14 protein-coding genes are annotated in these 13,523 nt (G+C 53.6%); all 14 read left to right on the forward strand.

Going from position 1 to position 13,523, the window contains the following annotated elements:
* Window positions 1-51 precede the first annotated feature (51 nt).
* Window positions 52-1,140, forward strand: coding sequence for a 3-dehydroquinate synthase (gene aroB / locus LY264_RS01725; RefSeq protein ID WP_003827681.1), 1,089 nt, complete (start codon window positions 52-54; stop codon window positions 1,138-1,140).
* A gap of 96 nt (window positions 1,141-1,236) precedes the next feature.
* On the forward strand, window positions 1,237-2,541 hold the full coding sequence (gene damX, locus LY264_RS01730; protein ID WP_048227402.1) for a cell division protein DamX: 1,305 nt from the start codon (window positions 1,237-1,239) through the stop codon (window positions 2,539-2,541).
* 117 nt (window positions 2,542-2,658) lie between these two features.
* On the forward strand, window positions 2,659-3,495 hold the full coding sequence (gene dam, locus LY264_RS01735; RefSeq protein ID WP_048215408.1) for an adenine-specific DNA-methyltransferase: 837 nt from the start codon (window positions 2,659-2,661) through the stop codon (window positions 3,493-3,495).
* Between the two features lie 17 nt (window positions 3,496-3,512).
* A complete protein-coding gene (rpe, locus tag LY264_RS01740; RefSeq protein WP_003023561.1) occupies window positions 3,513-4,190 on the forward strand; it encodes a ribulose-phosphate 3-epimerase in 678 nt (225 codons plus the stop codon).
* Entirely contained in the window at window positions 4,183-4,941 is a 759-nt protein-coding gene (gene gph / locus LY264_RS01745) for a phosphoglycolate phosphatase (protein WP_048215409.1), read from the forward strand. The genes rpe and gph overlap by 8 nt, the downstream gene beginning before the upstream one ends.
* Window positions 4,934-5,938 (forward strand): tryptophan--tRNA ligase, encoded by a 1,005-nt coding sequence (gene trpS / locus LY264_RS01750; RefSeq protein WP_003827687.1) that lies wholly within the window; start codon window positions 4,934-4,936, stop codon window positions 5,936-5,938. The genes gph and trpS overlap by 8 nt, the downstream gene beginning before the upstream one ends.
* Window positions 5,939-6,103: 165 nt before the next feature.
* Window positions 6,104-7,009: a GntR family transcriptional regulator YhfZ gene (gene yhfZ, locus LY264_RS01755; protein ID WP_008786319.1), complete on the forward strand. Its 906-nt coding sequence runs from the start codon at window positions 6,104-6,106 to the stop codon at window positions 7,007-7,009.
* Between the two features lie 15 nt (window positions 7,010-7,024).
* On the forward strand, window positions 7,025-7,387 hold the full coding sequence (locus LY264_RS01760) for a hypothetical protein (RefSeq protein WP_048227401.1): 363 nt from the start codon (window positions 7,025-7,027) through the stop codon (window positions 7,385-7,387).
* Window positions 7,388-7,470: 83 nt separating this feature from the next.
* Window positions 7,471-8,634: a YhfX family PLP-dependent enzyme gene (locus tag LY264_RS01765; protein WP_048227400.1), complete on the forward strand. Its 1,164-nt coding sequence runs from the start codon at window positions 7,471-7,473 to the stop codon at window positions 8,632-8,634.
* Window positions 8,634-9,860, forward strand: a complete 1,227-nt coding sequence (locus LY264_RS01770) for a phosphopentomutase (RefSeq protein WP_048227399.1) — start codon at window positions 8,634-8,636, stop codon at window positions 9,858-9,860. The genes LY264_RS01765 and LY264_RS01770 overlap by 1 nt, the downstream gene beginning before the upstream one ends.
* Window positions 9,857-10,735, forward strand: coding sequence for a phosphotriesterase-related protein (locus tag LY264_RS01775; RefSeq protein WP_048215414.1), 879 nt, complete (start codon window positions 9,857-9,859; stop codon window positions 10,733-10,735). The genes LY264_RS01770 and LY264_RS01775 overlap by 4 nt, the downstream gene beginning before the upstream one ends.
* Window positions 10,736-10,745: 10 nt before the next feature.
* Window positions 10,746-11,099: a DUF2620 domain-containing protein gene (locus tag LY264_RS01780; RefSeq protein WP_003023576.1), complete on the forward strand. Its 354-nt coding sequence runs from the start codon at window positions 10,746-10,748 to the stop codon at window positions 11,097-11,099.
* Between the two features lie 11 nt (window positions 11,100-11,110).
* On the forward strand, window positions 11,111-12,415 hold the full coding sequence (locus tag LY264_RS01785) for a YhfT family protein (protein ID WP_071692512.1): 1,305 nt from the start codon (window positions 11,111-11,113) through the stop codon (window positions 12,413-12,415).
* 13 nt (window positions 12,416-12,428) lie between these two features.
* Window positions 12,429-13,523, forward strand: a complete 1,095-nt coding sequence (locus LY264_RS01790; RefSeq protein ID WP_048227398.1) for an aminotransferase class V-fold PLP-dependent enzyme — start codon at window positions 12,429-12,431, stop codon at window positions 13,521-13,523.

Raw genomic sequence — 13,523 nt, forward strand, 5'->3', positions numbered from 1 at the left:
CTGAATACACACTCGTCTGCGGGTACAAGTAACTAAGGTGGATGTCGCGTAATGGAGAGGATCACAGTCACTCTCGGGGAACGTAGTTACCCTATCACCATCGCGGCTGGTTTGTTCAATGAGCCAGCTTCATTCTTACCGCTGAAATCGGGCGATCAGGTTATGTTGGTGACCAACGAAACCCTGGCTCCCCTTTATCTCGATAAGGTTCGCGGCGTACTTGAACAGGCGGGTGTTAACGTTGATAGCGTTATCCTTCCCGATGGCGAGCAGTATAAAAGCCTGACGGTTCTGGATACGGTTTTCACCGCGTTACTGCAAAAACCGCACGGTCGTGATACCACGTTAGTTGCCCTTGGCGGCGGCGTGATTGGCGATCTGACCGGTTTTGCGGCAGCCAGCTATCAACGTGGTGTTCGTTTTATTCAAGTCCCGACAACTCTGTTGTCGCAGGTCGACTCCTCCGTTGGCGGCAAAACCGCCGTAAACCATCCCCTCGGTAAAAACATGATTGGCGCGTTTTACCAACCGGCATCCGTGGTGGTGGATCTCGATTGTCTGAAAACGCTTCCTGCGCGTGAGCTGGCATCGGGGCTGGCGGAAGTGATCAAATACGGCATCATTCTTGACGGTGAATTTTTCAGCTGGCTGGAAGACAATCTGGATGCGTTACTGCGTCTGGATGGTCCGGCAATGGCGTACTGTATCCGTCGTTGTTGTGAGCTGAAAGCAGAAGTTGTCGCAGCAGACGAGCGTGAAATGGGCTTACGTGCTTTACTGAATCTGGGACACACGTTTGGCCATGCGATCGAAGCTGAAATGGGTTATGGCAATTGGTTACATGGTGAAGCAGTCGCAGCAGGTATGGTAATGGCTGCCCGTACGTCAGAACGTTTGGGTCAGTTCACCTCCGCTGATACGCAGCGCATCATTACGCTGTTACAGCGAGCTGGCTTACCGGTGAATGGGCCGCGTGAAATGTCCACCGAGGCTTATCTGCCGCACATGCTGCGAGATAAAAAAGTGTTAGCGGGAGAGATTCGTTTGGTGCTTCCGCGAGCGATAGGGAAGAGTGAAGTGCGCGGCGGAGTGTCGCACGAGGTGGTTCTTAACGCTATTGCTGATTGCCAGCAGGCGTAACAACAAGAAAGGTCAGGCTTACGTTGCGAAACGTAGGTCTTTTAGCTTCAGGTTATGTGCAAAGTCGTAAGCATTAACCTTTGAGTGGGGTGTTAAATGGATGAATTCAAACCAGAAGACGAGCTGAAACCCGATCCCAGCGATCGTCGTACTGGTCGTTCTCGTCAATCGTCTGAACGCGATAATGAGCCGCAAATCAATTTTGATGATGTTGATCTGGATGCTGACGATCGCCGTCCTGCACGTGCACGCAAAGAGCGTGAAGAAGAGCAGGACATTGAAGAAGAGTATGAATCTGATGACGATGCCGTGGATGAAGAGCGTGTAGAACGTCGTCCGCGCAAGCGTAAGAAAGCCGCCAGCAAACCTGCCTCCCGCCAATACATGATGATGGGTGTGGGTGTTCTGGTACTGCTGCTGCTGATTATCGGCATTGGTTCTGCGCTGAAAGCCCCCTCATCTTCTTCCAATGAGCAGGCAGCATCTGGTGAGAAGAGCATCGATCTTTCTGGCAGCAATGCAACGGATCAGGCGAGCGCAACGACACCTGCAACGGGCACTGAGCAGACCGCTGGCAATACCCAGCAGGATGTTTCCCTGCCACCGATTTCCTCTACCCCGACTCAAGGTCAGGCACCTGCGGCAACCGAAGGCCAGCAGCGTGTTGAAGTGCAGGGCGATTTGAACAATGCTCTGACACAACCACAGGGTCAGGAGCAGGTTAACAACGCAGTGGTTAACTCTACGCTGCCGACCGAACCTGCGACCGTTGCGCCGATGCGTAATGGTAATGCTGCGCGCCAGACGGCGAAAACGGAAACGACTGAGCGTCCTGCTGCTACGCGCCAGGAACGTAAACAGGCCGTTATTGAGCCGAAGAGCAAACCGCAAACTACGGTGAAAGCGACGCCGACAGAGCCGAAACCTGTTGCTCAGGCAAAACCAACCGTAACTGCTACCGCGCCGATCACCACAACTAAAGCACCTGTGGTAACCGCTACGCCGAAAGCGACCGCTGAGCCGAAAGCAACTGCGACGCCAACGCAGACCGCAACGCCTGCGCCAACGGCGACAGCAACAACGACAACGCCTGTTGCTGGCGGAGCGAAAAGTGCAGGTAATGTTGGAGCGTTAAAATCTGCGCCGTCCAGCCATTACACGTTGCAGCTCAGTAGTTCTTCTAACTACGACAACCTGAACGGTTGGGCGAAGAAAGAAAACCTGAAGAACTACGTGGTGTACCAGACGACGCGTAACGGTCAACCGTGGTATGTTCTGGTGACAGGCGTGTATGCGTCTAAAGAAGATGCGAAACGTGCAGTGTCTACGTTACCCGCTGATATTCAGGCGAAAAACCCGTGGGCAAAACCGCTGCATCAGGTTCAGGCCGATTTGAAGTAAGATAGGATATGTTCTGCAATGGTTTGATGTTTCGCCCAATTGCGGGACAAAGACTAAAGCGCAGGATGCTGTCGGAGCTTTCTCCACAGCCGGAGAAGGTGTAATTAGTTAGTCAGCATGAAAAAAAATCGCGCTTTTTTGAAATGGGCAGGGGGGAAATACCCCCTGCTTGATGATATCAAACGGCATTTACCTCAGGGTGAGTGCCTGATTGAACCTTTCGTGGGTGCCGGGTCGGTGTTTCTCAACACCGACTTTTCTCGTTATATTCTTGCCGATATCAACAGCGACCTTATCAGTCTCTATAACATCGTGAAGACGCGTACCGATGAGTATGTGCAGGCTTCGCGTGAGCTGTTTATGCCTGAAACCAATCAGGCTGAGGTGTACTATCGGTTCAGAGAAGAATTTAATGCCAGCGAGGATCCGTTCCGCAGAGCAGTGCTGTTCTTGTATCTGAACCGCTTTGGTTACAACGGATTGTGCCGTTATAACCTGCGCGGCGAGTTTAACGTCCCGTTTGGGCGTTATAAAAAACCTTACTTCCCGGAAGCCGAGTTGTACCATTTTGCTGAGAAAGCGCAGAATGCGGAGTTCCATTGCCTTTCCTATGAAGAGTGCATGGACCGTGCGGATAGCAACTCTGTGGTCTATTGTGACCCGCCTTATGCACCACTTTCGGCGACGGCAAATTTCACTGCGTATCACACCAACAGCTTTAGCCCGAAAGAGCAGGCGCATTTGGCCGAGATGGCAGAAAAGCTGGTCAGTAAGCAGATCCCGGTGTTAATTTCGAACCACGATACGCCCGATACCCGTGAATGGTACCGAGCGGCGAAACATTTTCAGGTCAAAGTGCGGCGCAGCATAAGCAGCAATGGCGGCACGCGTAAAAAGGTGAACGAACTGCTGGCACTGTATAAACCAGGAGTTGTAACGCCTGCGAAGAAATAAATCTCAAGGAGAAGCGGATGAAACAGTATTTGATCGCCCCCTCAATTCTGTCGGCTGATTTTGCCCGCCTGGGTGAGGACACCGCGAGAGCGCTGACTGCCGGTGCCGATGTCGTGCACTTCGACGTCATGGACAATCACTACGTACCGAACCTGACCATCGGACCGATGGTACTGAAATCGCTGCGTAAATATGGCATCACCGCCCCGATTGATGTTCACCTGATGGTGAAACCGGTCGATCGGATTGTCCCGGACTTCGCCGCCGCTGGCGCCAGCATCATTACTTTTCATCCGGAAGCCTCCGAGCATGTCGATCGCACTTTACAGCTGATCAAAGAGCATGGCTGTAAAGCGGGCCTGGTATTCAACCCGGCAACACCACTGAGTTATCTGGACTACGTCATGGATAAGCTCGATGTGATCCTGCTAATGTCCGTTAACCCAGGCTTTGGCGGACAGTCCTTCATCCCACAAACGCTGGATAAGCTGCGCGAAGTGCGTCGTCGTATTGATGAATCTGGCTACGATATCCGCCTCGAAGTGGACGGTGGCGTCAAAGTGAATAACATTGGTGAAATTGCCGCAGCAGGCGCAGATATGTTTGTCGCAGGCTCCGCCATTTTCGACCAACCAGACTACAAAAAAGTCATTGATGAAATGCGCAATGAACTGGCGAAGGTAAGTCATGGATAAGTTTCAGGAAATTCGGGGTGCTGCATTTGACCTCGACGGCACGCTGGTCGACAGCGCGCCGGGATTAGCCGCAGCGGTGGACATGGCGCTGTATGCGCTGGAACTGCCGGTTGCTGGAGAAGAACGCGTTATCACCTGGATTGGTAACGGTGCAGATGTACTGATGGAGCGCGCGCTGGCGTGGTCTCGTCAGGAGCGCGCAACATTACGTAAAACGATGGGTAAACCGCCCGTTGATGATGATATTCCCGCCGAGGAGCAGGTACGTATTTTGCGTAAGCTGTTCGACAGATACTACGGCGATGTCGCAGAAGAGGGGACATTCCTGTTCCCTGATGTTGCCGACACGCTGGGCGCGCTGCATGCGAAAGGATTGCCGCTGGGTCTGGTGACCAACAAACCGACCCCGTTTGTCGCGCCATTGCTCGAAGCATTAGATATCGCCAAGTACTTTAGCGTGGTCATCGGTGGTGACGACGTGCAGAATAAAAAACCGCATCCGGATCCGCTGCTGCTGGTGGCAAGCAAGCTTGGTATCAAGCCTGAGCAAATGCTCTTCGTAGGGGATTCACGCAATGATATTCAGGCGGCAAAAGCTGCTGGCTGTCCGTCCGTTGGCCTGACCTATGGCTACAACTACGGCGAGTCGATCGCGCTGAGCCAGCCCGACGTTATTTACGACCGTATTAATGAACTACTGCCCGCTCTCGGGCTTCCGCATAGCGAAAATCAGGAATCAAAAAATGACTAAGCCCATCGTTTTTAGTGGCGCACAGCCCTCAGGTGAATTGACCATTGGCAACTATATGGGTGCGCTGCGTCAGTGGGTGAGCATGCAGGATGACTACCATTGCATCTACTGCATCGTTGACCAACATGCCATCACCGTTCGTCAGGATGCTCAGCAGCTGCGTAAAGCAACGCTCGATACGCTGGCGCTGTATCTGGCATGCGGTATCGATCCTGAAAAAAGCACCATTTTCGTGCAGTCTCACGTACCGGAGCATGCACAGTTAGGTTGGGCGTTGAACTGCTACACCTACTTCGGCGAACTGAGCCGTATGACCCAGTTCAAAGACAAATCCGCGCGCTATGCGGAGAACATCAACGCCGGTCTGTTTGATTATCCGGTACTGATGGCGGCAGACATCCTGTTGTATCAGACCAACCAGGTACCGGTTGGCGAAGATCAGAAACAGCATCTGGAACTGAGCCGCGATATCGCCCAGCGCTTTAATGCCCTGTATGGCGACATCTTCAAAGTGCCTGAGCCGTTCATTCCTAAATCCGGCGCGCGCGTGATGTCGCTGCTGGAACCGACGAAGAAAATGTCCAAGTCGGATGACAACCGCAACAACGTGATCGGTCTGCTGGAAGATCCGAAATCTGTGGTTAAGAAAATCAAACGTGCGATGACCGACTCTGAAGAGCCGCCGGTTGTACGCTACGACGTGCAGAACAAAGCGGGTGTTTCCAACCTGCTGGATATTCTCTCCGCCGTCACCGGTAAGAGCATTCCGGAGCTGGAACAGCACTTCGAAGGCAAAATGTATGGTCATCTGAAAGGTGAAGTCGCAGAGGCCGTTTCCGGTATGCTGACTGAGCTTCAGGAGCGCTATCACCGTTTCCGTAACGATGAAGCTTTCCTGCAGAAAGTGATGAAAGAAGGTGCGGAAAAAGCCAGCGCCCGCGCATCTGTTACGCTGAAAGCCGTTTACGAAGCGATTGGTTTTGTCGCCAAGCCGTAATGCTCCCTGCGATACTGAAGAAACCGGGTTACGCCCGGTTTTTTTTCGCCTGCTCGTTTGTGAACCTCAAAAAATGTGAAGCGCCTCGCCGTTTGCATATTTCCTCATTGCGTTATATCTTCACTTTAATGAAGATATAAATATTCAATTTACTGAAAATATAAAATGCGTCGGACATTTATCAAGAAAGAGGGGGTTGTGCTGACAACCCTGGCCCGTTACCTGCTCGGTGAGAAGTGCGGTAACAGACTGAAAACTATTGATGAACTGGCAGCCGAGTGTCACTCATCGGTAGGGTTAACCCAGGCCGCGTTGAAAACGCTGGAATCCTCAGGGGCGATCCGTATTGAGCGTCGCGGACGTAACGGTAGCTATCTGGTGGAGATGGATAACCGTACGCTGCTAAAGCATGTAGATATTAATAACGTAGTTTGTGCGATGCCGCTGCCCTACACCCGTTTATATGAAGGGCTGGCGAGTGGGCTGAAGGCGCAGTTCGACGGGATCCCATTTTATTACGCACACATGCGTGGGGCTGATATTCGCGTGGAATGCCTGCTAAACGGCGTCTACGACATGGCGGTGGTTTCTCGTCTGGCGGCGGAAAGTTACCTTGCCCAGGACAGATTGCGTATCACGTTGGCACTGGGGCCGCATACCTACGTTGGCGAGCACCAGCTGATTTGTCGCAAGGGCGAATCTGCAACAGTAAAACGTGTCGGTTTGGATAACCGTTCGGCGGATCAGAAAATCATGACCGAGGCCTGTTTTGGCGACCGTGACGTTGAATTGATCGATATGCCCTATCACGAGAGTTTGCAGCGCATCGCGAAAGGGGACGTGGACGCGGTTATCTGGAACGTAGTTGCGGAGGCCGAGCTGGCAGTTTTGGGATTAGAAGCCACGCCGCTCACCAACGATCCGCGTTTTCTTCAGGCCACGGAGGCCGTGGTACTGACCCGGGCAGAGGATTATCCGATGCAACAGCTACTGCGGGCCGTTGTTAATAAAGAGGCGCTGCTTGCCCACCAGCAACGTGTGGCGAACGGTGAACAGGAACCCAGTTATTAAGTGAAGGCGAACGACATGGAAAACAGGCTTAACCTGCTGTGCGAAGCAGGCGTTATCGACAAGGATATTTGCAGCGGCATGCTGCAAGTAGTCAGGCGGTTGGATGAAGAGTGGTGTTTGCCGATTCACAATGAGCAAGGAATCATGGCGATGACCCATATGGCGAGTGCGTTAATGCGTAGCCGCAAGGGTGAAGTGATTGAAGCGCTGGATGGTGAGCTGTTAGAGGAGCTGACGCAATCTCATCTCTGGCCAACTATTTTGCTGGTACATCAGGCGTTGCTGAAAGAGTTTACGGTGACGCTGCACGCGAATGAAGAAGGCTACATGCTGGCGAACTTGTATGGATTGTGGATGGCTGCGAACGAAGGCGTCTAAAACCCATGGAGAATTAGCCTATTGCACCCTAAATATTCAAAAAAATGAATATTTAGCTGAAGGATTAGAAACGAGGCAGAGAAATGTTTATAGAGGCATTGAAACGCCAGAACCCCAAGCTTATCTCGGCAGCTATCGCGTTGTGGCAGCAGGGAAAGATCGCACCTGACAGTTGGGTTATTGATGTTGACCAGGTTATTGAGAATGGCAAACGTCTGCTGGATGTTGCGAGGCAACATGGCATCTCGCTATATCTGATGACCAAACAGGTAGGACGTAACCCGTGGCTGGCGGACAAGCTGTTGCAGCTTGGCTATGAAGGCATCGTGGTTGTCGATTACAAGGAGAGTCGTGTGATGCGTCGTGCCGGGTTACCGGTTGCGCACCAGGGACATCTGGTGCAGATCCCGTCGCGACTGGTCAATGACGCAGTGGCGCAGGGCACCGAGGTCATCACGTTGTTCTCGCTGGAGAAAGCGCGTGAAGTTTCAGCTGCAGCGGTGAAGGCCAGCTGTGAACAGAACGTGATGCTGAAAGTGTACGACAAGGATGATTTTCTCTATCCGGGGCAGGAAAGCGGATTTCCGCTGATGTATCTGACGGATGTGGTCAATGAAATTCGCAGGCTGCCGGGCTTACGCCTGAGCGGGTTGACCCATTTCCCCTGCCTGTTATGGGATGAAAACTCAGCGCAGACGATGCCGACGCCTAATCTGCACACGCTGGTGAATGCACGACGTCAGTTGGCGGAAGCCGGGATTGCCATTGAGCAACTTAACGCGCCGTCAGCCAGTAGCTGTTCGTCACTCCCTCTGCTGGCGGAATATGGCGTCACCCACGCCGAGCCGGGTCATGCACTGACAGGCACTATTCCTTCCAATCAAAAAGGCGACCAGCCGGAACGAATCGCGATGCTCTGGCTGAGCGAGGTATCGCACAATTTTCGCGGGGACAGTTATTGCTACGGTGGGGGTTATTACCGTCGCGGCCATGCGCAAAATGCGCTGGTCTTTACGCCAGAAAGTGACTCGCCGATCGCAGCGAAGCTAAAACCCGTAGATGACAGCAGTATTGACTACTACCTGCCTGTTGCCGGGGAGTTTCCGGTGAGCAGCGCGGTGATCTTCTGTTTTCGCACCCAGATCTTCGTGACGCGTAGCGACGTGGTGCTGGTGTCGGGTATTCAGCACGGTGCAGCTGAAATCGTCGCGCGTTACGACAGTCTCGGCAATATTCTGGAGGACTAATGGCCCGATTCGTGGTGTTAGTAATCGACAGTTTTGGCGTTGGTGCAATGAAAGACGTCACGCGGGTCAGGCCGCAGGATGCCGGAGCGAATACCTGTGGTCATATCCTGGGCGAACTCCCGCAGTTACGGCTGCCAACGCTTGAGAAGTTGGGGCTGATTAACGCTCTGGGCTTTGCGCCGGGCGTGATGAAACCTTCAGCATCTGCAGTCTGGGGCGTTGCAGAGCTACAGCATGAAGGGGGAGATACCTTTATGGGCCATCAGGAGATTTTAGGCACGCGGCCTCAGGCTCCGCTGCGGATGCCATTTAGCGACGTCATCGATGGAGTTGAACAGGCGCTGAAAGCCGCGGGCTGGCATGTGGAACGCCGCGGCGACGACCTGGCGTTTCTTTGGGTCAACGATGCGGTTGCGGTGGGCGATAACCTCGAAGCGGATTTAGGTCAGGTCTACAACATTACCGCCAATCTTGCCGTTATCCCGTTTGATGAGGTGCTAAAGATAGGCCAGGTGGTGCGTGAGCAGGTTCAGGTTGGGCGCGTGATCGCGTTTGGCGGTCAGCTTGCAGACAGCCAGCGCATTCTGGATGCAGCCGAGACCAAAGAGGGACGCTTTATCGGTATTAACGCCCCACGCTCCGGCGCCTATGAAAATGGCTTCCAGGTCAGGCATATGGGTTTTGGTGTAGATGAGCAGGTACAGGTACCGCAAAAACTGCATGACGCCGGAATCCCTACCGTGCTGGTCGGTAAAGTGGCGGACATCGTTGGCAATCCGCACGGGCGCAGCTGGCAAAACCTGGTGGATAGCCAGCAGATCATGGATATCACGCTTAACGAATTTAACGCTGAGTCGACGGTATTTATCTGTACCAACATTCAGGAGACCGACCTCGCCGGACACGCGGAAGACGTGGCACGTTATGCGGAGCGGTTGCAGCTTGTCGATCTTAATCTTTCGCGCCTTCTGGCCGCTATGGATCCAAATGACTGCCTGGTGGTTATGGCCGATCACGGTAACGATCCGACCATTGGTCACAGCCATCATACCCGGGAAGTTGTGCCGGTATTGGTATATCAACAGGGGCTGGAGCCTGCGCAATTAGGCATCCGGGCGACGTTATCTGACGTTGGCGCTACGGTGTGTGAATTTTTCGGCGCGGCGGCACCACAAAATGGCTGTTCTTTTCTCTCGGCATTGCGCCTTACAGGAGACACTTTATGAACTTTGATCCGACGGGCTACACCTGGGTCCACGAACATCTGCATATCGATCTCTCCGGGTTCAAGAATAACCTCGACTGCCGGTTAGATCAGTACGATCTCATTTGTCAGGAAATGAAGGATCTCCGGGCGTTAGGCGTCAGCAACATTATTGAGATGACCAACCGCTATATGGGGCGTAATCCGCAATTCATGCTCGACCTGATGCGCGAGACCGGAATCAACGTCGTGGCTTGCACAGGCTATTACCAGGATGCGTTCTTCCCTGAACATGTTGCGGCCCGCAGCGTGGAACAGCTCGCGCAGGAGATGGTCGATGAGATAGTTATCGGTATTGATGGTACTGAATTGAAGGCCGGAATTATCGCGGAAATTGGCTCCAGTGAAGGGGTGATTACGCCGCTTGAAGAGAAGGTGTTTATCGCCGCGGCGCGGGCACACATCGAAACCGGACGCCCCATCTCAACCCATACCTCTTTTAGCACGATGGGGGTGGAACAGCTGGTGTTGCTACAGGCGCACGGCGTTGACCTTTCCCGCGTAACTGTTGGTCACTGCGACCTGAAAGATAACCTCGACAATATCTTACGCATGATCGATCTCGGTGCGTATGTGCAATTCGATACCATCGGTAAAAACAACTATTACCCGGACGAGAAGCGCATTGGCATGCTGCATGAGCTACGTAATCGCGGGCTGCTTAATCGCGTGATGCTCTCCATGGATATTACCCGCCGCTCGCATTTAAAAGCCAATGGCGGCAATGGCTATGACTATCTGTTAACCACTTTTATCCCACAGTTGCGCCAGTCAGGATTCAGCCAGGCCGATGTGGACACGATGTTGCGTGATAACCCCTCACAATTTTTCCAATAAGGACAGAATCATGAAAAAGATTGGCGTTGCTGGCTTACAGCGTGAGCAGATTAAAAAGACCATCGAAACCGCAGCACCGGGCTGCTTTGAAGTCTCCATTCATAACGATATGGAAGCGGCGATGAAGGTGAAATCCGGCCAACTGGATTACTACATCGGCGCTTGTAACACCGGCGCGGGTGCAGCGCTGTCGATTGCCATCGCGGTGATTGGCTACAACAAAAGCTGCACTATCGCCAAGCCGGGTATTAAGGCGAAAGACGAACATATCGCAAAAATGGTTGCGGAAGGGAAAGTGGCTTTTGGTCTCTCCGTCGAACATGTTGAACATGCGATTCCGATGCTGGTTAACCACCTGAAATAAAAGGCATGACTATGGATCTGTATATTCAGATTGTGGTGGTGGCCTGCCTGACCGGCATGACGTCACTTCTGGCACACCGCTCGGCGGCCGTCTTTCATGACGGCATCCGCCCGATTCTGCCGCAGCTGATCGAGGGGTACATGAATCGCCGTGAGGCGGGAAGTATCGCGTTTGGTCTGAGTATCGGCTTTGTGGCGTCGGTGGGGATCTCCTTTACCCTGAAAACCGGCTTGCTCAACGCCTGGCTGCTGTTCCTGCCGACGGATATTCTCGGCGTGCTGGCGATGAACAGCCTGCTGGCGTTCGGTCTGGGCGCTATCTGGGGCGTATTGATTCTGACCTGCCTGCTGCCGGTGAACCATCTGCTCACGGCGCTGCCGGTTGATGTACTGGGTAGCCTCGGTGAACTGAGTTCTCCAGTGGTTTCCGCATTCGCACTCTTCCCGCTGGTGGCGATTTTCTACCAGTTTGGCTGGAAGCACAGCATTATCGCGGCGGTGGTAGTACTGATGACCCGCGTGGTGGTGGTGCGTTACTTCCCGCATCTGAACCCAGAATCGATTGAGATTTTTGTGGGGATGATGATGCTGCTGGCGATCGCCATTACGCATGATATTCGCCACCGCGGTGATGAGGAGATGGATGCCAGCGGGCTATCGGTCTTTGAAGAACGAACTTCGCGGATTATTAAAAACCTGCCGTATATTGCCATCGTCGGCGCGCTGATTGCTGCCGTTGCCAGTATGAAAATTTTTGCTGGTAGCGAGGTCTCAATTTTTACGCTGGAAAAAGCCTATTCGGCAGGGATTACGCCGGAGCAGTCGCAGACGCTGGTTAACCAGGCGGCGTTGGCGGAGTTTATGCGCGGGCTGGGCTTTGTACCGATGATTGCGACAACCGCGCTGGCGACGGGCGTTTACGCGGTAGCGGGTTTCACCTTCGTTTATTCCGTTGGCTACCTGGCACCGAATCCGTGGATTGCGGCAATCCTTGGCGCTATCGTGATTTCAGCGGAAGTGCTGCTGCTGCGCTCTATTGGCAAATGGCTGGGGCGTTATCCGTCAGTGCGTAACGCATCGGACAATATTCGTAATGCCATGAATATGCTGATGGAAATGGCGCTGTTGATCGGTTCGATTTTTGCCGCCATCGAGATGGCAGGCTACACCGGTTTCTCAATTGCGGTAGCGATCTACTTCCTCAATGAATCGATTGGACGTCCGGTACAGAAGATGGCGGCGCCGGTCGTGGCGGTGATGATCACGGGTATTGTACTGAATATTCTCTACTGGTTTGGTCTGTTTGTTCCGGCCTGAGGAGGCGTAAAACATGAAGACGTTTCCTCTGCAAAGCCTGACGCTCACGCAAGCACAGCAAAAGCAGTTTGCGCTGGTGGATACGATTTGCCGTCACTTTCCTGGCGCTGATTTTCTGGCCGGAGGTGATTTGGGATTGGCTCCGGGGCTAAATCAGCCTCGGGTGACGCAACGTGTGGAAAAGGTGCTGGCCGAGGCATTTCATGCTGAGGCCGCAGCGCTGGTTCAGGGGGCGGGCACCGGGGCTATTCGCGCCGGGCTGGCTGCGCTGCTCAAACCCGGCCAGCGTCTGCTGGTTCATGATGCGCCTGTGTATCCCACAACGCAGGTACTCATTGAGCAGATGGGTATTACCCTGGTCAGGGCGGATTTCAACTGCCTCCCGACAATCACGCAGGCGATTACGCAGCATCGTCCTGACGCCGCACTGGTGCAGCATACGCGTCAGCAACCGCAGGATCGTTACGTGTTAGCTGAGGTGTTGGCGGAAATAACAAAGTGCGGCGTGCCGACGTTAACCGACGATAACTACGCGGTGATGAAAGTTGACGGCATCGGCTGTGAATGTGGGGCGACTCTGTCTACCTTTTCCTGCTTCAAGCTCTTTGGTCCGGAGGGAGTAGGGGCGGTGGTCGGCAAGGCGGAGGCTATCGCTAAAATCCGTGCGACGCTTTATTCCGGTGGCAGCCAGATTCAGGGCGCGCAGGCGCTGGAGGTGCTCCGCGGCCTGGTTTTCGCTCCGGTGATGCATGCAATACAGGCTGGCGTTTCAGCACGGTTACTGACGATGCTCAATAGCGGAGTGCTGCCCGGGGTGAAAAAAGCCGTCATCGCCAATGCTCAGTCGAAGGTGCTGATCGTGGAGTTTCACCAGCCGATTGCCGCTCGTGTGCTGAAAGCGGCACAAGAGAGAGGTGCGCTGCCATACCCGGTGGGGGCAGAGTCGAAATATGAGATCCCTCCGCTGTTCTATCGCCTTTCGGGGACGTTTCGCGAAGCGAGTCCGTCGTTGGGCGATTATGCGATTCGAATCAATCCAAACCGAAGTGGAGAAGAAACGGTGCTGCGTATTTTGCGCGAGAGCGTGAGTGCGATAACATGTGAATGA

The sequence above is a fragment of the Citrobacter portucalensis genome, from assembly GCF_023374935.1.
Classification (GTDB): domain Bacteria; phylum Pseudomonadota; class Gammaproteobacteria; order Enterobacterales; family Enterobacteriaceae; genus Citrobacter; species Citrobacter portucalensis.